Origin of the sequence: Psychromonas antarctica (assembly GCF_022267535.1) — a bacterium.
GTDB lineage: Bacteria > Pseudomonadota > Gammaproteobacteria > Enterobacterales > Psychromonadaceae > Psychromonas > Psychromonas antarctica.
The window spans coordinates 18,161-39,539 of sequence record NZ_JAHNZV010000002.1 but is presented as its reverse complement, the minus strand read 5'-3'; the positions used below and the strand labels follow the sequence as shown (position 1 = coordinate 39,539).

The following is a 21,379-nucleotide window of genomic DNA, read 5'->3' as shown; positions in this document are numbered from 1 at the left end:
ATGGAACCCGAAGTCTTTGTAAATATTTTCCGACAAGCCCTTTGGACTGTACTGATGCTGGTTTCTGCTGCCATTATACCCAGTTTATTAATCGGTTTAGTGGTTGCTGTCTTTCAGGCTGCCACCTCTATTAATGAGCAAACGCTCAGTTTCCTACCGCGTTTGATGATGACCTTAACGGCATTAGCATTTGGGGCACACTGGGGATTTGGAAAATTGATGGAGTTTTTCATTGCGATGATTAACCAAATCCCACAAGTTGTTGGTTGATGACTTTTTCTGCAGACTTGTTACTTGACTGGCTAGCGAATTATTTATGGGCTTTTTGCCGCATCGCTGCGATGTTGATGGTCATGGTTGCCATCGGCTCTCGGACAACACCGACACGTATTCGTCTTTTTTACGCGCTTACGATAACACTTGCTGTATTACCTGTTCTTCCCTCTGCACCGATCGATATAGAATTGTTCTCTCTAGCCAGTGCTTTTGTTATTTTACAGCAAATATTAATTGGCATCGCTATTGGCACCATTTCTGTTTTTGTGGTGCAGACTTTTGTTGTCGCAGGGCAAGTGATCGCGATGCAAACCAGCTTGGGTTTTGCCTCTATGGCAGATCCGATGAATGGCCAATCATCACCTGTTGTCGGGCAGTTTTATGTGTTATTGGTGACCCTGCTTTTTCTAACTGCTGATGGTCATCTATTAATGATAGAAATGATAGTAAGAAGCTTTGATACCCTGCCTATTTCAATGGAGGGGTTATTAGCGACCGATTATGAAAAACTTGCAGGCTGGTTCTCCTTGATGTTTAGTGCTGCACTCGCCTTTTCCATTGCTTCAATGGTGGCGATGTTACTAGTTAATTTGTCCTTTGGTATTATGACCAAAGCGGCACCGCAATTAAATATATTCAGCCTGGGATTTTCAATCAGCATGGTATTTGGCTTGTTCGTGTTATGGATAACCATGGTCAATGTACCTATTCATTTCGAAAACCAATGGTTACGTGGTATTAATCTCATGTGTGAATTACTTAATAACCCTTGTGAAAAACCCTAGTAATTGCATTTTAATGTTGATCTTTAATGGTAGGAGCATGATCCATGGCTGAAAATGAGAATGGCACTGACCGCTCCGAAGATGCCACCCCCGAGCGAATTCGAAAATCCAAGGAAAAAGGTCAGGTAGCTCGCTCTAAAGAGTTGGCGACCGCTTCCGTTCTAATTTCTGCTGCTTTAGCAATGATGGTATTTGGGGATCGTTTGGCGTACGAATTGTCGCTGATGATGACTAATGCATTTACCTTTGAGCGCGCAGTGATTTTTGATCCCGAACAGATGTGGTTACACCTTGCCAGTAGTTTTACCGGGCTTGCAATGCCGATGTTTACTATTCTACTGATGCTTTTTATTGTTTCCATCTTAGGCAGCTCCTTATTGGGCGGCGTATTATTTAGCACCAAAGCGATGATGCCGAAATGGAGTCGCATGAGTCCGGCTGCTGGCTTAAAGCGGATGCTTGGCATGCAAGCTTGGGTTGAACTCCTGAAGTCTATACTTAAAGTCTTAGTGGTGGTGGGGATGGTGTGGTGGATATTGAGTGCTACGTTTACGCATATCTTACAGCTTTCTGTCACACCATTACCCGGTAGTGTCTTTGAGGCGTTGGATATGATCTCTTGGATGTTTATGCTTTTGTGTTGTTCTCTGATAATCATTGTTGCGGTTGATGTACCGTATCAAATTTATAAACATAGCGAAGAATTAAAAATGACCAAGCAAGAGGTCAAAGATGAATTTAGGAACTCAGAGGGTAAACCAGAAGTAAAACAAAGAATTAGGCAGCTTCAGTATGAAGCGTCACAGCGTAAAATGATGGGGGATGTGCCTGATGCAGATGTTATCGTTACCAACCCAACACATTATTCAGTCGCCTTGAAATATGAAAAAGATGGCGACCGCGCGCCCTATGTTGTTGCTAAAGGTGTCGATTTTATGGCGCTTAAAATCAGAGAAGTGGCACGAGAATATGAAGTGCCTATTATGCAGTCTCCACCACTTTGTCGAGCGATTTATCACACTACTGAAATTGATGGTGAGGTACCTGAAGAGTTGTTTGCTGCGATAGCGCAGGTGCTGGCATATATTTACCAATTAGAACAGTTCCGTAAAGGACGCTCCGGTCGACCTAAACCGCTGCCCGATGATTTGCAAATCCCAACAGATTTTCAATATAACGATTAATTTACAATCCCTAGGGCCTGTTTAATTAGAAGTTGTTCAAGTTATTGTAAATAATTCACTATACACGCTCTATGATTGCGGCATGATTTTGCTATTTATGGCATCATTCACGCTTACAAGAAATCATTTAATAATTGCAGGTTACCAACATTAATACAGTATTCACTTCCTTATGGGCAAATAAATTAAAAATTGTAGGTGGGCTTGGCACGCCTATTTTAGTTTTGGCTGCATTGGGCATGGTCATTTTACCTATGCCGACCTTGTTGTTGGATATGCTCTTTACTTTTAATATCGCGCTTGCATTGGTTGTTCTGCTCGTCTGTATCTATACTCGGCGACCATTAGATTTTGCTGCTTTCCCGACGGTGCTATTAATTGCAACCCTGTTACGCCTAGCGCTGAACGTTGCCTCTACGCGTATTGTTTTATTGGAAGGTCATCAAGGTGGTTCGGCTGCTGGGAATGTTATCGAAGCATTTGGCTCGGTCGTTATCGGTGGTAATTTGGCGGTTGGTCTAATCGTCTTCCTTATTTTAATGATTATTAACTTTGTGGTTGTTACTAAGGGTGCCGGCCGTATTTCCGAAGTAAGTGCTCGCTTTACACTCGACGCAATGCCGGGTAAGCAGATGGCGATCGATGCTGATTTGAATGCGGGACTTATTGATCAAGAGCAGGCTAAGAAACGCCGAGAAGAAGTGACTATGGAAGCCGATTTTTATGGTTCTATGGATGGTGCAAGTAAATTCGTAAAAGGTGATGCGATTGCCGGTATTATGATTTTATTTATTAATATTATTGGCGGATTCTTAATCGGCATGGTGCAGTATGATTTACCTTTTGCCCAAGCAGCCGAAATTTATACTATTTTAACCATTGGTGATGGCTTGGTTGCGCAAATACCCTCTTTGCTACTGTCCATTGCCGCCGCTATTACTGTTACCCGTGAAAATACCGATGCAGATATGGGCGGGCGTATGCTCGGTCAAATGTTTGACGATCCGAAAGCATTAATGATCACCGCGGGTCTTTTATTGATTATGGGGATCGTACCTGGCATGCCTCATCTTGCTTTTTTGACACTTGGCGGCATCTCTGCTGGTGGTGCTTATTGGCAGTTTAATCGTGTTAAACAAAAAGCCTCAACAGATCTTCAGGCACAAGAAAATACGTCAGCGACGGCTGGTAAACCGACAGAGCTGAAAGAGCTTGGTTGGGACGATGTGCGTAGTGTAGATACAATAGGACTTGAAGTAGGGTATCGCTTAATACCATTAGTTGATAAAAGTCAGGGAGGGCAGTTATTAGAACGTATTAAAGGGGTGCGTAAAAAACTATCGCAAGAGATGGGATTTTTAATTCCGCCTGTTCATATTCGTGATAATTTAGATTTATCTCCAAATAACTATAATATCTCATTGATGGGGGTCAGTTGTGGATTTGCCGATATCTACCACGATAAGGAAATGGCAATTAATCCAGGACAAGTATTTGGTCCGATCGACGGGGTTATCGGTATTGATCCCGCTTTTGGTTTAGAGGCTGTTTGGATTGATGAGGTGCAACGCGAGCAGGCACAAGCCTTAGGTTATACCGTTGTTGATACTGCAACCGTTGTTGCGACTCATTTAAGTCAGATTTTAAGTAATCATGCCGCACAGCTGTTGGGTCATGAAGAAGCACAAAATTTACTGGATTTATTAGCCAAAAAACATCCTAAGTTGGTTGAGGGATTGGTGCCCGAAATATTGTCTTTAAGTGCTATTGTTAAAGTATTGCAAAGCTTACTGAATGAGAATGTCGCGATCAGAGATATTCGCACCATTGTGCAAACTTTAGTTGATTATGGGCCACGAACGCAAGATGCTGATGTGCTAACCGCAGCTTGTCGAATTTCATTAAAACGCATGATTGTGCAAGAAATCATTGGTAATGAGTCAGAGTTGCCGGTGATTACGCTATCAACTGAGTTGGAACAGATCTTGCACAAATCTATGCAGGCGGGTGGAAATGAGGGAGCAGGGATTGAACCTGGGCTTGCCGAACGAATTCAAAACTCATTAGTTGAGGCTTCACAGCAGCAAGAGTTGCTCGGGCAGCCTTCTGTACTGTTAACGTCAGGGGTATTACGCAGTACCTTAGCTAAATTCGTAAAACATACTATTCCGAGTTTGCATGTACTTTCTTATCAGGAAATACCTGACGATAAACAGATAAAAATAATCAGCTCGATAGGGCAGTAATGGGTTGTCATAAATGAAAATTAAACGTTTTTTTGCAAAAGATATGCGTACTGCAATGGCTGAAGTAAAAGAGGTATTAGGGCCGGATGCTGTTATTATGTCTAATAAGAAAGTAGTCGGTGGCATTGAAATTGTTGCAGCAGTTGATTATCAATCAGAACAGGCAGAGTTACAAAAAAACAAAGATAAAGAAGATCCGTTTGCATCTTTATTAGATGATAATGTGCAACTTTCAACACAAGCCACCAAAGCACCGCTAAAATTACAAAAAAATACGCGTAATGGTGTCAAAGAGAACGGTGAAGATTTTGCTAAATCACTGCACTCGTTTTTTGGTAAAGTGAGTGCGCAACAAGCAAAGAACAATGTGCGTAAAGATCCAGTGGCAAGAAATGAGCTAGCTGATTTCACGTTGCCCGCGGGGAAAACCGAACTGCAGTCAAATCAGCCTAAAACACTTGCTGAGCAGCAACATTGGGCACAAAAGAAAGAGCGCGCGCAAGCGAGCGCAGCACCCCGTCGAAGTGCACCTGCTAGCCGTAATAATGATCAGAATGAGATCGCTAAAATAGGTGCAGAAGTTGCCTCTTTACGTAAATTATTAGAACATCAGGTATCGGGGTTGATGTGGCAAGAGATGGAACGTCGAGAGCCGATTCGGGCGATGGTGATAAAATGGTTAACCAATGCCGGGTTTTCGGACGATATAGCGGATCAACTTGCGAGTTATATCCCAGAAGATGCTTCTGCTACTGAAGTACAGGGCTATATTCAAGCATTATTACAAGATAAAATTTATATTGGTAAAAATGAAATTTTAGCGCAAGGCGGCGCTATTGCTCTTTTAGGCCCGACTGGGGTTGGTAAAACGACCACTATTGCGAAACTAGCGGCACAATTTGGCATGAAATATGGTGCTGATCAAGTGGCATTGATTACAACGGATACCTACCGCATTGGTGCTCATGAACAATTAGCGACTTATGGTAAAATTATGGGCTGTGCCGTGCGCGTAGCTAAAGACGCCGATGAGTTATCGGATATTTTATACCAGTTTAGAGAAAAACGCTTAGTGTTAATAGATACGGCCGGCATGGGACAGCGCGACGTCAGGCTATCAGAGCAATTAGATACATTGATGCGTAATAGCCGTGTTAATATTAAAAGCTATTTAGTTATCTCTTCCACATCGCAGCGAAGAGTCGTTGAAGAGGCGTTCGAGCACTTTAAACGGATCACACTTTCGGGGTGTATTTTAACCAAAACAGATGAAAGTATTGGCTTGGGGGAAGTGCTTAGTGTGACTATGCAGCATGCATTGCCAATTACCTATGTAACAAATGGGCAACGAGTGCCTGAAGATATAGAGATAGCCACAACGGGTAAACTAATCAGTGGCACATTAGACATGATGAATAAGTTGTTTGAGCAACAGCAGCACCAATGGCACAGCAGCTTTGATAATGAATAAGCTTTATTGAGTATTTTGAATTAACAATTTTAGATAATGAGTAATATAATGATTTCAGATCAAGCAAGCGGCTTACGAAGAATGAAAAACAACCAAGTGAAGGTAATTGCTATCACCGGTGGTAAAGGTGGCGTAGGTAAAACCAATGTCACGTTGAATATGGCCGTCTCGCTTGCGCAGCGGGGTAAACGTGTATTAGTGCTTGATGCCGATTTGGGATTGGCTAATGTGGATGTTTTATTAGGTATTCGTGTTACCAAAAATCTTTCTCATGTTTTATCTGGTGAGTGCACCTTGGATGAAGTTATTGTGACGGGCCCGGAAGGGGTAATGATTATTCCTGCCACCTCTGGTACGCAATCTATGGTTGAATTAACGGATGTAGAGCATGCTGGTTTAATTCAAGCGTTTAGTTCACTGCAGACACCTATTGATATGTTATTAATTGATACCGCTGCCGGTATTTCCAATATGGTGGTCAGTTTTGCCCAAGCGGCACAAGATGTTGTGATGGTTGTTTGCGATGAGCCTACCTCCATTACAGATGCTTATGCGTTGATTAAAATATTAAGTAAACAAAATGGGGTTTACCGTTTTAAAATTGTCGCTAATATGGTGCGCAGTTTACGTGAAGGGCAAGATCTTTTTACAAAACTAACGCGCGTAACAGATCGCTTTTTAGATGTCTCTTTAGAGTTGGTCGCCTGTATTCCTTTTGATAACAATGTACGCTTAGCGGTTAGAAAACAGAAGGTAGTTGTGAACGCTTTTCCGAAAACACCCGCTTCTCTTGCCTTTAAAGCGTTGGCAAATCGAGCTTGTGATTGGCCCATTCCACACCAACCTGGTGGACATCTTGAATTCTTTATTGAAAAATTACTGCTTAATGATGTTGATCAGATAAGAGAGTTCTTATAAGTGATAAAAACGCATGGCTATTACAGTAACACCTCAGATTTAATTGAGCGTCACTCTGAACTGGTTAGAAAAATAGCTTATCATCTAATCGCTCGATTGCCAGCAAGCGTGCTAGTGGACGATCTTGTACAATCCGGTATGATTGGCTTGTTAGAAGCCGCACAGAATTTTGATGCCGCTAAAGGTGCTAGCTTTGAAACATTTGCCGGAATTCGTATCCGAGGGGCTATGTTAGATGAGATGCGCAGGGGAGATTGGGTTCCGCGCTCAGTACATAAAAATAGTCGCAATATTGCTAGTGCCATTGCCGATGTAGAAAAAAGTACCGGACGAGATGCGAAAGAGGCGGAAGTTGCAAAGCAGATGAATGTCACCTTATCTGAATACCAACAAATGTTGCGCGATGTTAATTGTGCAAAGCTGGTTGCATATGAAGATTTATCTGGTTCGGAAGAGGGGTTGAGTCATGACCCTGTAAATCACGATGCAACTTTTCATGCAGTAAGTGAAAATCAATTTGCTAGCCGACTGGTTGTTCTGATTAAGCAGTTACCTGAGAGAGAAGCTTTAGTCTTGTCATTATATTATGATGAAGAATTAAATTTAAAAGAGATTGGTTTAATACTTGATATTAGCGAATCTAGAGTTAGCCAAATTCATAGCCAAGCACTGCATCGCTTAAAAGCGAAGGCGCTTAGATTACAAGCAATATCTGCGGTTTGATAAGAGATGAGTCACAGATGCACCATGCAGCCTAAAATCTAAGGTTATTATTGTATATTTTTTTTTATATTTATTTATATTTACTTAGATCTATTTTAAGTAAATTAATTAAGAGATAAGTTGTTACTTAGGGGAATGTTTTGAACAGAAATATGAAAGTTTTGATTGTCGATGATTTTTCAACAATGAGAAGAATAATCAAAAATTTACTACGGGATCTTGGTTTTACGAATACGTTTGAAGCCGACGATGGTAACACTGCCCTACCCATGCTCAAAGAGGGTGATTTTGAATTTGTTGTCACCGATTGGAATATGCCCATTATGCAAGGTATCGACCTTTTAAAAGAGATCCGCAAAGATCCCAAATTAAAAAATCTACCTGTACTAATGGTAACCGCTGAAGCGAAACGTGAACAAATTATTGAAGCGGCACAAGCTGGCGTAAATGGTTATATTGTAAAACCTTTTACTGCTGGAACATTAAAAGAGAAACTTGATAAAGTGTTTGAGCGATTAGGTTAAAGGGGATAGGAATGGCAAACGAATTGATGCCACTGCTATCACTTTCACAAGCAAAAGCACTCGTCGCTCATTTAGAAGCGCAACAGATCAGCGCTGCAAATGAAATCATAGAGAGCGCCGGAATCGCAGCTGCAAGTGAAGATAGTATGTTTGGCAAAGTTGGCGAGTTAACACGTGAACTGCATGATACATTATTGAGTTTCCAAAATGATACTCGGTTGCTTGATATGGCGGGACAAGATATCCCTGACGCCAAAGATCGCTTGAATTATGTTATTGAAATGACTGATGCTGCAGCTAACAAAACCATGGATGCAGTCGATACTTGTTTACCGATAGCTGATAAGCTCATTGAAGACCTCGAGGCCGTTATACCAAATTGGCAAGGGCTGATGCGAAGGGAGCTGGCGTTAGGCGAATTTAAAATTCTTTGCCACCAAGTTGATGACATGATTAATGAATCGACAAGCAGAGCATTAACATTAAGAAGTTCTCTTACAGATATTCTAATGGCTCAGGATTTTCAAGATTTAACAGGGCAAATGATTCGGCGTGTTATTTTATTAGTGCAAGAAATCGAATCCAAACTGGTGGGTATTTTGACTGTATGCCATGCAGGAAGTGCTGGGTTAAAATTGAACACAAATAAAAGCGATGTAAAAAGAGACATTGAAGCAGAAGGTCCAATTATCAATGCAGAAGAACGTGATGATGTTGTGAATGGACAAGATGATGTAGATGATCTGCTTTCTAGTTTAGGATTTTAAGGAATCGGAAAATGACATTTGAAGTAGATGAAGAGATCTTGCAAGACTTTTTAGTTGAAGCGGGAGAGATTTTAGAATTATTATCAGAACAACTGGTTGAATTGGAAAATAATCCCAATGATACTGAATTACTCAATGCCATTTTCCGAGGTTTCCATACAGTAAAAGGGGGAGCTGGTTTTTTATCTTTAACGGAATTAGTTGAAACTTGCCATGGTGCTGAAAATGTATTCGATTGTTTACGCCAGAATAATCGTAGTGTTAGTGCTGAGCTTATGGATACTATTCTCGCCGCATTAGACGTTATTAATGAGCAATTTGATGCAGTAAAATCAGGCGATGTGGCCAATGCCGCGCCCGCCGAAATTCTTCAACAGCTTCACAAATTAAGTAAACCAGCTTCACAAGACGAGATTATTGCTGCTGTTGAGATAGTTAAAGAAACACCGGTTAAAACGGTGGCGATGGAAACGCACAATAATTCCTCTGCAAGCATCGACGATATCACAGAGTCTGAATTTGATGCCTTATTAGACGAACTACATGACAAATCAGGTTCAACTGTCACTGCGCCAGCCGCTACCGCTGACAGTGCCGATATCAGCGAAGATGAATTTGAATCATTGCTCGATGAGCTGCATGGTGTGGGCAAACATTCGATGGCTTCGGTTAGCGAAGTAAAACCGGTGACAACGAACAGTACCAGTAATGATATTGGTGATGCTGAGTTTGAGTCATTACTCGATGAATTACATGGTGCAGGTGTGCATGGTGGAGTGCCACATGCGCAACCCGTTGTTGAAAATAATATTCCTGAAAATTTGAGTGATGAAATTACCGATGATGAATTTGAATCATTACTTGATGAGTTACATGGTGTAGGTAAAAGTATTCAGACTAGCCCAGCACCGAAAATCACGGCAACACCAGTAGCAGAAGTCAAACCACAAGCTGCACCTGCGTCCCCACCACCGAAACCAGCGTCAGCTCCTGCTCCTGCTGCTAAAGCACCTATTGTCAAAAAAACGCCTGTAGCGACGAGTGAACCAACTGTACGTGTTGATACCGCAACGCTTGATGAAATAATGAATATGGTTGGGGAGTTAGTTTTAGTACGAAATCGTTTAGTTAGCCTTGAATCGACATCTGAGGATGAAGAGATATCACGTGCTGTTGCTAATCTTGATATCGTCACTGCGGACCTGCAGGGCTCGGTAATGAAAACGCGTATGCAACCGATCAAAAAAGTATTTGGCAAATTCCCTCGCGTGGTGCGTGATTTGGCTCGTACATTAGGTAAAAGCATTCGTCTTGAGCTAGTTGGTGAAGAAACTGATTTAGATAAAAATTTAGTAGAGGCGCTTGCTGATCCGCTGGTGCATTTAGTGCGAAATTCAGTTGATCATGGCATCGAAATGCCGAACATTCGTATGCAATCGGGTAAAGATAAAGAGGGGCGCATTTTATTATCGGCTTCACAAGAAGGCGATCACATTCTTCTCGTTATAGAAGATGACGGCGCGGGTATGGACGCCAACAAATTAAAACAGATTGCAATGGATAAAGGCATCTTAGATAAAGATGGCGCGGATCGCATGTCTGATAAAGAAGCATTTTCGCTTATATTTGCACCGGGATTCTCAACCAAAGTTGAAATTTCTGATATCTCTGGTCGCGGTGTTGGCATGGACGTAGTTAAAACGGGAATAAGCAAGTTAAATGGTACTATCTCGATTGATTCCGCTATGGGTAAAGGAACGCGCTTAGAAATTACAGTGCCGCTAACACTTGCAATTCTACCCACATTAATGATCGTGATAGCAAAACAGACCTTTGCATTACCCTTGATTAATATAAATGAAATATTCCATTTAGATTTGGGTAAAACAAATGTGGTTAATGGACAACGCACTATTGTGATACGTGGCCGCGCTATTCCTCTATTTTATCTCCGTGACTGGTTGGCGCCAAATGCGGAGCCGATTGAAAAAAATAAAGGTTTGGGACATGTTGTAATCGTACAGTTAGGTGTTCAGCAAGTTGCTTTTGTTGTTGATGCGCTACTTGGTCAAGAAGAAGTGGTTATCAAAGCGCTAGATAAATTATTATCGGGTACACCCGGTATGGCTGGAGCGACAATTACCAGCGATGGTGGCATAGCACTGATTCTGGATTTACCAAGCTTACTGAAACATTACGCATAATAATAAAAATAGGATTTTGTATGGTGGTAAAAGTATTAGTTGTTGATGATTCAAGCTTTTTTCGTCGTCGAGTAAGTGAAATTATTAATAAATCACCTGATTTAGAGGTGATTGCTACAGCGAATAATGGCTTAGAAGCAATTGAAATGGTTGCTAAATTCAAACCTGATGTTGTTACTATGGATATTGAAATGCCAGTGATGGATGGTATAACGGCTGTGAGAAAGATAATGGCCAGCAATCCAGTGCCTATTCTTATGTTCTCTTCGCTAACCCATCAGGGGGCAACTGCTACATTAGATGCTCTAGAAGCCGGCGCTGCGGATTTCTTACCTAAAAAGTTTGAGGATATTGCACGAGATAAAGATGAGGCTATTTTACTGTTGCAACAGCGGATCAAAGCGATAGCAAATCGCCGTTCATATCGTGTTGTAACAAGGGCGCCGGAATCCGTGAGAGCAACAGAGTCGGCTCGGACTGCTGAGTCTACAAGAACAACTGCATCGACAAAAATAGCACCACCGATACGTTCGGCAGCGGGATCCGCATTGGCCGCTTTACAAAAATCCCATAGGAATACGCAAGCGAGCAATAATAGCGTGCCATTGCTTGCAACAACTAAACATTTCAAAGCATCGGGTAAATCATATGACATTCTGGCAATCGGTACCTCCACGGGAGGACCAGTTGCTTTACAGACTATTTTGTCCGACTTGCCGGCTAACTTTAAATTACCGATACTATTGATCCAGCATATGCCAGGTACATTTACTAAAGCATTTGCTGAGCGCCTAAATGGCATTTGTAAAATCACAGTGAAAGAAGCTTGTGATGGAGACCTGCTGCAACCAGGTTGTGCGTACTTAGCTCCTGGTGGCAAGCAGATGTTAATAGATGGTCGATCAGGACATGCTAAAATTCGTATTCATGAAGGTAGTGAAAAGCTCAATTACAAACCGAGTGTTGATATTACATTCGCTTCATTATCAAAATGCTACGCAAACCGAGTGCTCGCAGTCGTGTTGACTGGTATGGGAGCTGATGGCCGAGATGGTGCGCGCATGCTAAAAGATAAAGGATCAGTTATATGGGCGCAAGATGAGGAAAGTTGCGTCGTTTATGGTATGCCGCAAGCAGTCGTTAAAGCCGGTATTGCGACCGAATCTTTAGCATTAAATCAAGTTGCCAAGCGGATCAAAGTAGAACTTAAACATGAATAAGCTTGGTTTTTTAGGCTTTTTTATTATCATTTCGAGCTTGTTATTTGCACAAATCTATCATGGCTCGTCACTTAAAGGATTGTTTGATTTACCTGCTTTCTTAATCGTATTTGGTGGAACCTTAGGTGCTGTTTTAGTGCAAACATCCAGTAAGCAGTTGCTACATGCATTAACTCTCTTGCCTGAAATATTTACTAGCCCGTCGCTTTCACTTACTGAACAGTCCAAAAAAATTCAAGAGTGGTCATATAAATCGAGACAACATGGTTTATTAAGTTTAGAAGAAGAAAATGGTGAAAATCTTGATCCTTTTACCCAAAAAGGATTGGCAATGTTAGTTGATGGTTGTGATCAGGCCGTGTTACAAGATATTTTACAACAAGATATAGAGTTAGACAGTGAGCATCATGAACGCAGTGCGCAGCTTTTTGAGTCCATGGGTGGGTACAGTCCAACCATTGGTATTATTGGTGCTGTGCTAGGTTTAATCCATGCAATGGGGTATTTGGATCAGCCGGATAAATTAGGTGAAGGTATTGCTGTTGCATTTATTGCGACAATTTACGGTGTCGGTTTTGCAAATTTCATCTATTTACCCATAGCGAATAAAATCCGATTATATTACCAATATGTGGCTTTGTATAAGGAGATGACATTAATCGGATTAATTGCAATTGCCCAAGGAGACAATAGTTTATTGCTTGAACGCCGTTTAAACGGTTACATCAATAGGGCATCTTATTAATGCGTGTTCGGCCACGCTCTCGTCTACAAATGCATTCTGGCAATGATATTAATCGTTGGACTATTTCTTTAGCTGATTTCATGACTTTGATGTTTGCCGTTTTTGTTGTGTTATATGCGGTAACATTAAGCCATGAAGAAAAATATAAAGATGTCATAATGAGCATACAAAATGCGAGTAAGTTGCTTAACCAATCAGTCTTGAGTTCTCATCGGGAAGGCATATTAAATAAAGAAAGTAATAGTATTATCGAGGATGTAACGGGTCCTGCAATACTTTCCGATGGCGCACTTAACCAAGCCGATAATGAACTATCAGATGTTGACTCATTAAAATTCGGTGGAGATCTGAATGAATTAAAAGTTGAGTTAGAATCATCATTCGCTTCTGAGCTTGATAACGAGCTTGTTAAGCTTAATCTCGATGGTGACTGGTTAACGATCGAAATGGGTGGGCAGTTGCTATTTGCGGGAGGGAGTCATACATTGTTAACCTCTGCTGTTGAGCAACTTGCTAAATTAGCAAAGGTATTAAAGTCAGTAAACAATATGTTAAGGATCCGTGGATATACTGATCAAAGGGCAATATCCAACGAAATTTACAGTTCTAACTGGGAACTTTCTGCTGCTAGGGCATTCAGTGTATTACATGCATTGACGGACTTTGATATTAAGGCACAACGAATGGTGGTTGAAGCTTATGGTGAATATTACCCTGTTATCGATGTAAAGGGATATGTGGACAATTTAAAGAGCCGGCGTGTCGTTATTGCTATCTCTAAGTATGCTTTGGTTGATAAAGCTATTAAAAATTCAATAGCAGTAGATAAAGAAAATCAAAAAATACAAACGCAGTTACCCGCTTTAGTCAAGCCAGATAGTGAGCAGATGCAGGAACTGCATCTACCTAATAACCGATTAATTATTACGACAAGGCAGGAATAACGTTGTTAGTTTGGACAGTGGCAAATCAAAAAGGTGGTGTAGGTAAGACGACAACCGTTATTTCATTGGCTGGGTTACTCGCTGAGCGCGGGTTTCGTGTTTTACTTATTGATACCGATCCACAATCATCGCTAACTAGTTATTTGCAATATGATGCTGATGAACTGCCTGTTAGTTTATACGATCTGTTTGTCGAGCCTGCGAAAACTAAAGCTGAGTTAGCACAGTTGATTTTACCAACTGAAATCCGTAATATTTCATTAATTCCCGCTTCAATGGCGCTCGCGACACTTGATCGTGTGTTGGGTGACAAGGAAGGTATGGGGTTATTTATGAAGAAGCAATTAACACTGGTGGAAGATGATTACGATTTCGTTTTAATTGATTGCCCTCCAGTATTAGGGGTGATGATGGTTAATGCATTAGCTGCTTGTGCACGACTGTTAGTGCCGGTTCAAACTGAGTTTCTAGCATCCAAAGGGCTAGAAAGAATGGTCAAAACGTTAGAAATTATGCAAAAATCACGCATTGGAGAGTTTGATTATTGTATTATTCCTACTATGTATGATAAACGAACGCGTGCCTCATTTAATACCCTTGAACTATTGAAAAATAGCTATGCAAATAAAGTTTGGAATGGTGTAATTCCCGTAGATACAAAGTTTAGAGACGCAAGTCTAGAGCATTTACCCCTTTCTATGTATTCACCACATTGTAGGGGAGCATTTGCTTATGAAACATTACTCAATTACCTGTTACAAATAGAGCAGTATTAAATGAAAAATCATAACGATCAAGCAATGCAAAGTTATTTTGGCGCCATGTTGTCTGAACAAGCAGAACACGTTACTGACACTCTTGTCGATGATCTCCATAATCAATTAGAAAGTTTACAAACGGCTGCGCCTATTTTATCTGAAAAGCTTATTTTTTCAGATACGGAAGAAACGACTTGTGCTGCCCCAACAGTACAATTATCAGTGCCTGTTGCAGTGGAAAAAGAAGAACCGCAAGAATGGAAAAATCTGGATGTTGAAAATGAATTTCAAGTTCTATTTTTTGAATTGGCAGGGTTAACGTTTGCGGTACCGTTAACTGATCTGGGCGGCATTCATCATCTTGATAAATCACTAAATTCACTATTAGGTAAACCAGATTGGTTTTCTGGGGTAATGGCGAATGGTGAATCACTGTATAATATTGTTGATACCGCGAAATGGATAAATACAGGGAAATCGTATGACACGCTCAATTACACCCATTATATTCTGCTAGGTTCAACAGAGTGGGGGCTTGCTTGTGAAAAACTATTAGGTACCGAGACGTTGACGACTTCACAAATAAAGTGGCGTAAAGTTCAAGGTAAAAGGCCTTGGCTAGCCGGCATGGTAAAGCAAAAAATGTGCGCGTTGCTGCATGCTGATGAATTAGTTAAGCTATTGAATAGTGGAATTAATATTCAGGGTAATTAAGCATTGGAAAAATCAAAATTAACAACTAAGATGAACTCATTAACTCACTAAATTGAGCAGAGAATATTATGAATAGAGATGGCAAAGCATCAAATAAGGTTTCAGATGACGAAGTATTCCAACGAGTCACTTTTCAATTAGGAAATGAGACTTACGGTATCAATGTAATGCAGGTTCAAGAGATTTTACGTTACACTGAAATTGCGGCAGTACCTGGCGCCCCTGATTATGTATTAGGTATTATTAATTTACGGGGCAACGTGGTCACCGTTATTGATACACGTGCTCGATTTGGCCTGGTTTCCTCAGAAATCACCGATAATAGTCGTATTGTTATTATTGAAGCTGAAAAACAGGTCATTGGTATCTTAGTCGATAGCGTTGCTGAAGTCGTTTACCTGAAAAAATCAGAGATAGAAGATGCCCCACATGTTGGTACAGAAGAAAGTTCACAGTTTATTCAAGGTGTGACTAATCGCGACGACGGTTTGCTTATCTTGGTTGATTTGAATAAGTTACTCAGCGATGAAGAGTGGGATGAATTAAGTATTTTATAGATTGAGCAATAAATGTATTTAGCATATATCACATGGCTAGCGTTACTGTTAGCCATTGTATTTTTTATTATCAGTTGTATCTGGATAAAAAAATTAACCACTAAAGCTGATGCGTTGCAACTGCTGGTCAAATCATTGCTCGCAAGTAATGAATCCTTTAAGCGACAATTTACGGAGCTCCACTCTGGCGCAGTGGGAATGGGGAAAAAAATTCAGCAGTTAGATTTAGTCGTAAAACAGACTCAGGAAAACCAGCTAAACTTTGTTGCGCAGGCGCCCGAGAATCGACTTTATACTCGAGCCGCTAAAATGGTTGCGCTAGGCGCGTCTATTGAGGAGTTAATGGCGGAATGTGAATTGCCGAAAGCGGAGGCTGAATTACTGATTAATTTGCATAAAAAATAATTCTGCTGCCGATCTGTTTCTCCCGCCAATCCCCTATTAAATGTAGGTGTAACCATTTGTTTTATAGACTAGTTTTATAGAACAAAGGGTTTCTCATATTAACGCTTTATGTTTATTACTTAGCATTATCATCTGTGTTAGGATCAAAAAAAACAATTGCTCTATTAACTGTAGTGTAATTATTCCATTTTATTTGTTAGGGCATATTGATGCTTCACTGCAAAAAATTAACTTGCGTCCGTGAGGGGCGGATCTTATTTAAAGATCTCAGCTTTACCGTTAACTCGGGTGAGATAGTCCATTTTGAAGGGGCAAACGGTGTGGGTAAAACATCGCTTTTGCGCTTACTTACAGGGTTATCAACGGCTTATGCAGGAAATGTTTTTTGGCAAGGAAAAGATATCTCAATAGATAGAGAATCTTTTTATCAACAGCTTCTCTATCTCGGGCATAAAACAGGGATCAAAGCGGAATTAACTGCATTAGAAAACCTGCAGTTTTTTCAAGCAATGCAAAGCAGCCGCTTAGATCTTAATTTATGGGATATTTTAGCGAAGGTAGGATTGGCCGGTTACGAAGATATTCTTACCTCGCAACTTTCAGCCGGACAACAGCGACGTGTCGCATTAGCTCGTTTATGGCTTAATGACAGCTCATTATGGGTACTTGATGAGCCTTTTGCCGCGCTAGATAAACTGGGCATTACTGTTTTAGAAGCGCTGTTTATCGAGCATGTGAAAAATGGCGGTATTGTTTTATTGACGACACATCAAGATCTGTCAATCGATGCAAGTTTGCTATCAAAAATAAGATTGATTGCGGCCGTGGATGATTTATATGTTTAATGCTTTTTTACAGGTCGTCAGTAAAGAGCTTAAAGGCGCTTTCCGGCGTCGAAGTGATATTTTAAATCCGATCTGGTTTTTTGTTATTGTTGTGATGCTTTTCCCTTTAGCTATTGGTACTGAGCCGGCCTTATTAAAACGGATTGCTCCTGGTATTATCTGGGTAGCTGCATTGTTGGCTGCGCTTTTATCTTTTGAGCGTTTGTTTAAAGATGATTTTATTGACGGTTCACTTGAGCAATTAATGATAAGCCCTTACCCCCTAGCGTGGATAGTGAGTGCTAAAGTCTTTGCGCATTGGCTGCTAACTGGTCTGCCTATTCTGTTAGTATCACCGCTATTAGGCATATTTTTATCCCTTAATATGGATACTTATTATGCATTATTATTAACATTATTAATTGGCACGCCAATTTTGAGCTTACTGGGGGCGATCGGTGTCGCTTTAACCGTTGGATTACGTAAAGGCGGGATTTTGCTGAGTCTGATTATGTTGCCATTGAGCATTCCCATTTTGATATTTTCTACAATGGCGATTGAAGCGGCAGCTTATGGGCAATCTTATTTAGGGTTACTTGCACTTCTAGGGGCGATGTTGGTGGCCTCAGTTACATTTGCTCCTTTTGCTATAGCCGCATCCTTGCGTGTTAGTGTGAGCTGAAAATTGATTAATATAGACAGAGAATAATTATGTGGAAATGCTTACACCCTTATGCCAAGCCTGAAAAAAGCTATCAGTTAGCTGGCAAATTGTTGCCTTGGTTTATTATCTTTAGTGCCATTACTTTTATAGTGGGGACTGTGTGGGGATTATTATTTGCGCCAGCTGATTATCAGCAGGGTGATAGTTTTCGAATTATTTATATACATGTACCCGCTGCTATGATGGCCATGGCAGCTTATTCCAGCATGGCCATGGCAGCTTTTGTTGCATTAGTTTGGCAAATTAGATTGGCAGAAATAACCGTTATTGCAACAGCCCCTGTTGGTGCTGTTTTTACCTTTATCGCTTTATTTACTGGCGCAGCATGGGGTAAACCTATGTGGGGCGCATGGTGGGTTTGGGATGCCCGTTTGACGTCTGAACTGATTTTATTGTTTATCTATCTTGGTATTATTGCTTTATATAATGCATTTTCAGACAAGGTGTTAGCAGGGCGTGCCGCTTCTATTCTTACTTTAGTCGGGGTGATTAATTTACCAATAATTCATTATTCCGTTGTGTGGTGGAATACGCTACATCAAGGAGCAACCATCAGTAAATTTGAAAAACCGTCGATGGCTATTGAAATGCTGTGGCCGCTAATTATTATGATCATCGCTTTTGCTGCCTTCTTGGGGACACTGATGCTAATGCGTTTCCGCAATGAAATACTAGCGAGGGAAAGTCACAGACCTTGGGTTTTGCGATTAATAGAAACTGACGATGCGCAACGTTTACAGAAGGATAAATAAAATGGCATTTAATTCAATCGCAGATTTTTTTTCTATGGGAGGTTATGGCTTTTATGTGTGGCTATCTTATTGTGTCTCTTTTCTCTCCTTAATTATTCTGATAATCAATACCATCAATAGAAAAAACAAAATTATAAAAATGCTTAACAAGCGCATTGCTCGTCAGCAACGCATTAAAAACGCACCGAGCAGAGAGGGTATATTATGAATCCAAGGCGTAAAAAACGGTTATTAATTACCTCTCTATTAGTTACCGGTTTAGCCGTTAGCATTGCGTTAGTCTTGTATGCTCTGCAGCAAAATATAGATCTCTTCTATACACCCTCAGAAATTATCAAAGGTAAGAATGAAACAGGTGTCAAGCCTGAAATTGGCCAACGATTGCGGATTGGCGGAATGGTGGTGCCCAATACAGTCAAGCGCGACCCTAGCAATTTAAAAGTGAGTTTTGATTTGATTGATAATGGTGGGGAGAGCGTGACTGTCTTCTTTAACGGTATTTTACCGGATCTGTTTAGGGAAGGGCAAGGCATCGTTGCACAAGGCGAATTAATCAATGCAACACAAATCAATGCCTTTGAAGTACTGGCTAAACATGATGAAGAATATATGCCGCCCGAAGTATCTGATGCGTTAAAAGGGTTGGATCATCTTAAAATTAATAGTAATAAATAAAAGGGCTGTTTAATGCTTGCTGAAATGGGTCAATTTGCGTTAGCAATCGCGTGTATGCTGGCATTCTTACAAACCGTTTATCCGTTTTACGGAATTTATACTCGCCAGCAAAGCGCTATCGAATCGGCAAAAATACTGACTGTTTTACAGTTTTTATTTGTCCTATTGTCATTTCTTATTTTAAGCTACCTTTTTCTAATCAATGATTTTACTGTCGCCTATATTGCGACCAACTCCAATTCGGCATTGCCTTGGTATTACCGTCTGTCCGCAGTATGGGGCGCGCATGAAGGTTCTCTTTTATTATGGGTGTTTTTACTGTCATTCTGGAGTGCGGCGGTTGCGCTGTTGAGTAAACGCCTGCCCATTGAGTCTGTTGCTAGAGTGCTGGCGGTCTTGGGGCTGTTATCGCTGGGCTTTTACCTGTTTGTTTTATTAACGTCCAACCCTTTCTCTCGCACCTTACCGTATTTCCCTGTTGATGGACGGGATTTGAATCCACTGTTGCAAGATATCGGTCTGATTATTCACCCTCCTATGCTCTATATGGGTTATGTTGGGTTTTCCGTAGCATTCGCTTTTGCTATTGCTGCTTTGCTGGAAGGGCGCTTAGACAGTGCTTGGGCAAAGTGGTCTCGTCCTTGGACAATGGCGGCTTGGATTTTCTTAACGTTAGGCATATCGCTAGGCAGTTGGTGGGCCTATTCGGAGTTAGGTTGGGGCGGTTGGTGGTTTTGGGATCCCGTGGAAAATGCCTCTTTGATGCCTTGGATTGCGGGAACTGCGCTAATTCACTCCTTAGCGGTGAGTGAAAAACGCGGTGTGTTTAAATCATGGACGGTTTTATTGGCGATTAGTGCCTTTTCACTGAGCCTACTGGGTACCTTTCTAGTGCGCTCTGGGGTGTTGGTCTCCGTGCATGCATTTGCCAGTGATCCTGCCCGAGGACTGTTTATACTTGGCTTTTTGATTTTGGTCATTGGAGGATCATTACTGCTGTATGCTGTGCAAGCTTCAAAAGTGAAAAGTCGCGGCCGTTTTGAACTGTTCTCACGTGAAAGCATGCTACTGACTAATAATATTCTGCTGATCGCCGCACTGATTGTTGTTTTATTAGGAACTTTATTACCGCTTGTTCATAAAGAGATCGGGCTCGGCAGTATTTCAATCGGTGAACCTTTCTTTAACCGTATCTTTAGCGTATTGATTGTGCCATTTTCATTGTTTTTAGGTGTTGGCCCCTTGGTGCGCTGGAAGCGCCAAAGCCTATCTGAATTATCTAAGCCGCTTGGCAGCCTGCTTATATTGAGTGTTGTGCTGACTGTTCTATTTTTAGTGTCGTTTGCCTCGCACTTTACTTGGCTTGCATTGCTGGGTATTTTTCTGGGCTTTTGGATGTTGTGTACAAACTGCTATGAGTTGTATCTACGTGCAACGCATCGTTTTAGCCTATTGAAAGGCTTAATAAAATTAAGTAATAGCCATTGGGCGATGAGCTTGGGACATGCGGGTTTTGCTGTTTTAGTCATAGGAATCACGATGACACAAAACTATTCCATTGAGCGAGATGTGAAATTAGCTATTGGGGAGAGCATCGCTTTTGAGCATTATGATTTCCATTTTGATGGCCTACAAAGCGTGCAGGGAGCAAATTATACGGGCAATATGGGCATATTCTCAGTGCGTAAAGATAATCACTTGATTGCCACTTTGAAGGCCGAAAAACGGATTTATACGGTGCAAAGAATGCCCATGACGGAAGCGGCTATTGATGCTGGTTTTACGCGTGATCTGTACATTGCGATGGGAGAGGTATTGCCGGATGGGGCATGGGCGGTGCGCATCTATTACAAACCTTTTATACGCTGGATCTGGTTTGGTCCATTGCTGATGGCACTGGCTGGGGTGCTGATGATATTGGATCGTCGTTACCGAACTAAGCCGCTACAGGAGCGTTTTTGAA

General features: G+C 41.2%; 23 protein-coding genes. All 23 read left to right on the top strand.

The features are described 5' to 3' along the window. The 23 genes from fliQ to KSO91_RS00890 all read left to right on the top strand — a co-directional run bounded on the left by fliQ (position 1) and on the right by KSO91_RS00890 (position 21,378). Complete coding sequence (fliQ, locus tag KSO91_RS01000) at positions 1-270, top strand: flagellar biosynthesis protein FliQ (RefSeq protein WP_238740438.1); 270 nt, start codon at positions 1-3, stop codon at positions 268-270. After that, the gene (gene fliR / locus KSO91_RS00995) at positions 270-1,061 is read left to right on the top strand and encodes a flagellar biosynthetic protein FliR (protein ID WP_238740436.1); all 792 of its coding nucleotides are present in this window, start codon (positions 270-272) and stop codon (positions 1,059-1,061) included. Before fliQ ends, fliR begins: the two co-directional genes overlap by 1 nt. Positions 1,062-1,105: 44 nt before the next feature. Then, entirely contained in the window at positions 1,106-2,245 is a 1,140-nt protein-coding gene (flhB, locus tag KSO91_RS00990; protein WP_238740434.1) for a flagellar biosynthesis protein FlhB, read from the top strand. 149 nt (positions 2,246-2,394) lie between these two features. Next, entirely contained in the window at positions 2,395-4,491 is a 2,097-nt protein-coding gene (gene flhA / locus KSO91_RS00985) for a flagellar biosynthesis protein FlhA (protein ID WP_238740612.1), read from the top strand. A gap of 13 nt (positions 4,492-4,504) precedes the next feature. Further along, complete coding sequence (flhF, locus tag KSO91_RS00980) at positions 4,505-5,962, top strand: flagellar biosynthesis GTPase FlhF (RefSeq protein WP_238740432.1); 1,458 nt, start codon at positions 4,505-4,507, stop codon at positions 5,960-5,962. A 48-nt stretch (positions 5,963-6,010) separates the two neighbouring features. Beyond that, complete coding sequence (locus tag KSO91_RS00975; RefSeq protein ID WP_238740430.1) at positions 6,011-6,880, top strand: MinD/ParA family protein; 870 nt, start codon at positions 6,011-6,013, stop codon at positions 6,878-6,880. After that, entirely contained in the window at positions 6,881-7,603 is a 723-nt protein-coding gene (locus tag KSO91_RS00970; protein ID WP_238740428.1) for an RNA polymerase sigma factor FliA, read from the top strand. 140 nt (positions 7,604-7,743) lie between these two features. Beyond that, positions 7,744-8,127: a chemotaxis response regulator CheY gene (gene cheY, locus KSO91_RS00965; protein ID WP_238740426.1), complete on the top strand. Its 384-nt coding sequence runs from the start codon at positions 7,744-7,746 to the stop codon at positions 8,125-8,127. Between the two features lie 11 nt (positions 8,128-8,138). Beyond that, positions 8,139-8,894: a protein phosphatase CheZ gene (locus tag KSO91_RS00960; protein WP_238740424.1), complete on the top strand. Its 756-nt coding sequence runs from the start codon at positions 8,139-8,141 to the stop codon at positions 8,892-8,894. Between the two features lie 11 nt (positions 8,895-8,905). After that, positions 8,906-11,098: a chemotaxis protein CheA gene (locus KSO91_RS00955; protein WP_238740422.1), complete on the top strand. Its 2,193-nt coding sequence runs from the start codon at positions 8,906-8,908 to the stop codon at positions 11,096-11,098. Positions 11,099-11,118: 20 nt separating this feature from the next. Next, positions 11,119-12,318 (top strand): protein-glutamate methylesterase/protein-glutamine glutaminase, encoded by a 1,200-nt coding sequence (locus KSO91_RS00950; RefSeq protein WP_238740420.1) that lies wholly within the window; start codon positions 11,119-11,121, stop codon positions 12,316-12,318. Continuing rightward, complete coding sequence (locus tag KSO91_RS00945) at positions 12,311-13,063, top strand: flagellar motor protein (protein ID WP_238740418.1); 753 nt, start codon at positions 12,311-12,313, stop codon at positions 13,061-13,063. The genes KSO91_RS00950 and KSO91_RS00945 overlap by 8 nt, the downstream gene beginning before the upstream one ends. Further along, on the top strand, positions 13,063-14,007 hold the full coding sequence (locus tag KSO91_RS00940; RefSeq protein WP_238740416.1) for an OmpA family protein: 945 nt from the start codon (positions 13,063-13,065) through the stop codon (positions 14,005-14,007). Before KSO91_RS00945 ends, KSO91_RS00940 begins: the two co-directional genes overlap by 1 nt. A gap of 2 nt (positions 14,008-14,009) precedes the next feature. Then, complete coding sequence (locus KSO91_RS00935; protein WP_238740414.1) at positions 14,010-14,783, top strand: ParA family protein; 774 nt, start codon at positions 14,010-14,012, stop codon at positions 14,781-14,783. Then, positions 14,784-15,479, top strand: coding sequence for a chemotaxis protein CheW (locus KSO91_RS00930; RefSeq protein ID WP_238740412.1), 696 nt, complete (start codon positions 14,784-14,786; stop codon positions 15,477-15,479). It abuts the gene before it with no gap. 68 nt (positions 15,480-15,547) lie between these two features. Beyond that, positions 15,548-16,036 carry a chemotaxis protein CheW gene (locus KSO91_RS00925; protein WP_238740410.1) on the top strand — a complete coding sequence of 163 codons (489 nt, stop codon included), beginning with the start codon at positions 15,548-15,550 and terminating at the stop codon, positions 16,034-16,036. Positions 16,037-16,048: 12 nt separating this feature from the next. Then, on the top strand, positions 16,049-16,441 hold the full coding sequence (locus tag KSO91_RS00920; RefSeq protein WP_238740408.1) for a DUF2802 domain-containing protein: 393 nt from the start codon (positions 16,049-16,051) through the stop codon (positions 16,439-16,441). 209 nt (positions 16,442-16,650) lie between these two features. Further along, positions 16,651-17,286: a cytochrome c biogenesis heme-transporting ATPase CcmA gene (gene ccmA / locus KSO91_RS00915; protein WP_238740406.1), complete on the top strand. Its 636-nt coding sequence runs from the start codon at positions 16,651-16,653 to the stop codon at positions 17,284-17,286. Continuing rightward, positions 17,279-17,947 (top strand): heme exporter protein CcmB, encoded by a 669-nt coding sequence (gene ccmB, locus KSO91_RS00910; protein WP_238740404.1) that lies wholly within the window; start codon positions 17,279-17,281, stop codon positions 17,945-17,947. Before ccmA ends, ccmB begins: the two co-directional genes overlap by 8 nt. 29 nt (positions 17,948-17,976) lie before the next feature. Beyond that, a complete protein-coding gene (locus KSO91_RS00905; protein ID WP_238740402.1) occupies positions 17,977-18,741 on the top strand; it encodes a heme ABC transporter permease in 765 nt (254 codons plus the stop codon). A 1-nt stretch (position 18,742) separates the two neighbouring features. Then, positions 18,743-18,949: a heme exporter protein CcmD gene (gene ccmD / locus KSO91_RS00900; protein WP_238740400.1), complete on the top strand. Its 207-nt coding sequence runs from the start codon at positions 18,743-18,745 to the stop codon at positions 18,947-18,949. Next, positions 18,946-19,416, top strand: coding sequence for a cytochrome c maturation protein CcmE (ccmE, locus tag KSO91_RS00895; protein ID WP_238740398.1), 471 nt, complete (start codon positions 18,946-18,948; stop codon positions 19,414-19,416). The genes ccmD and ccmE overlap by 4 nt, the downstream gene beginning before the upstream one ends. A gap of 12 nt (positions 19,417-19,428) precedes the next feature. Further along, a complete protein-coding gene (locus KSO91_RS00890) occupies positions 19,429-21,378 on the top strand; it encodes a heme lyase CcmF/NrfE family subunit (RefSeq protein ID WP_238740396.1) in 1,950 nt (649 codons plus the stop codon). Position 21,379 lies beyond the last annotated feature (1 nt).

Bases quoted from the DNA above. Each gene is read 5' to 3' on its own strand.
- KSO91_RS00975 (WP_238740430.1), top strand. From the start codon at position 6,011: ATGATTTCAGATCAAGCAAGCGGCTTACGAAGAATGAAAAACAACCAA.
- ccmA (WP_238740406.1), top strand. From the start codon at position 16,651: ATGCTTCACTGCAAAAAATTAACTTGCGTCCGTGAGGGGCGGATCTTA.
- KSO91_RS00920 (WP_238740408.1), top strand. From the start codon at position 16,049: ATGTATTTAGCATATATCACATGGCTAGCGTTACTGTTAGCCATTGTA.
- flhB (WP_238740434.1), top strand. From the start codon at position 1,106: ATGGCTGAAAATGAGAATGGCACTGACCGCTCCGAAGATGCCACCCCC.
- ccmE (WP_238740398.1), top strand. From the start codon at position 18,946: ATGAATCCAAGGCGTAAAAAACGGTTATTAATTACCTCTCTATTAGTT.
- KSO91_RS00930 (WP_238740412.1), top strand. From the start codon at position 14,784: ATGAAAAATCATAACGATCAAGCAATGCAAAGTTATTTTGGCGCCATG.
- flhF (WP_238740432.1), top strand. From the start codon at position 4,505: ATGAAAATTAAACGTTTTTTTGCAAAAGATATGCGTACTGCAATGGCT.
- KSO91_RS00945 (WP_238740418.1), top strand. From the start codon at position 12,311: ATGAATAAGCTTGGTTTTTTAGGCTTTTTTATTATCATTTCGAGCTTG.
- ccmB (WP_238740404.1), top strand. From the start codon at position 17,279: ATGTTTAATGCTTTTTTACAGGTCGTCAGTAAAGAGCTTAAAGGCGCT.
- KSO91_RS00890 (WP_238740396.1), top strand. From the start codon at position 19,429: ATGCTTGCTGAAATGGGTCAATTTGCGTTAGCAATCGCGTGTATGCTG.
- KSO91_RS00950 (WP_238740420.1), top strand. From the start codon at position 11,119: ATGGTGGTAAAAGTATTAGTTGTTGATGATTCAAGCTTTTTTCGTCGT.
- KSO91_RS00960 (WP_238740424.1), top strand. From the start codon at position 8,139: ATGGCAAACGAATTGATGCCACTGCTATCACTTTCACAAGCAAAAGCA.
- KSO91_RS00955 (WP_238740422.1), top strand. From the start codon at position 8,906: ATGACATTTGAAGTAGATGAAGAGATCTTGCAAGACTTTTTAGTTGAA.
- ccmD (WP_238740400.1), top strand. From the start codon at position 18,743: ATGGCATTTAATTCAATCGCAGATTTTTTTTCTATGGGAGGTTATGGC.
- fliQ (WP_238740438.1), top strand. From the start codon at position 1: ATGGAACCCGAAGTCTTTGTAAATATTTTCCGACAAGCCCTTTGGACT.
- KSO91_RS00905 (WP_238740402.1), top strand. From the start codon at position 17,977: ATGTGGAAATGCTTACACCCTTATGCCAAGCCTGAAAAAAGCTATCAG.
- KSO91_RS00925 (WP_238740410.1), top strand. From the start codon at position 15,548: ATGAATAGAGATGGCAAAGCATCAAATAAGGTTTCAGATGACGAAGTA.
- KSO91_RS00940 (WP_238740416.1), top strand. From the start codon at position 13,063: ATGCGTGTTCGGCCACGCTCTCGTCTACAAATGCATTCTGGCAATGAT.
- fliR (WP_238740436.1), top strand. From the start codon at position 270: ATGACTTTTTCTGCAGACTTGTTACTTGACTGGCTAGCGAATTATTTA.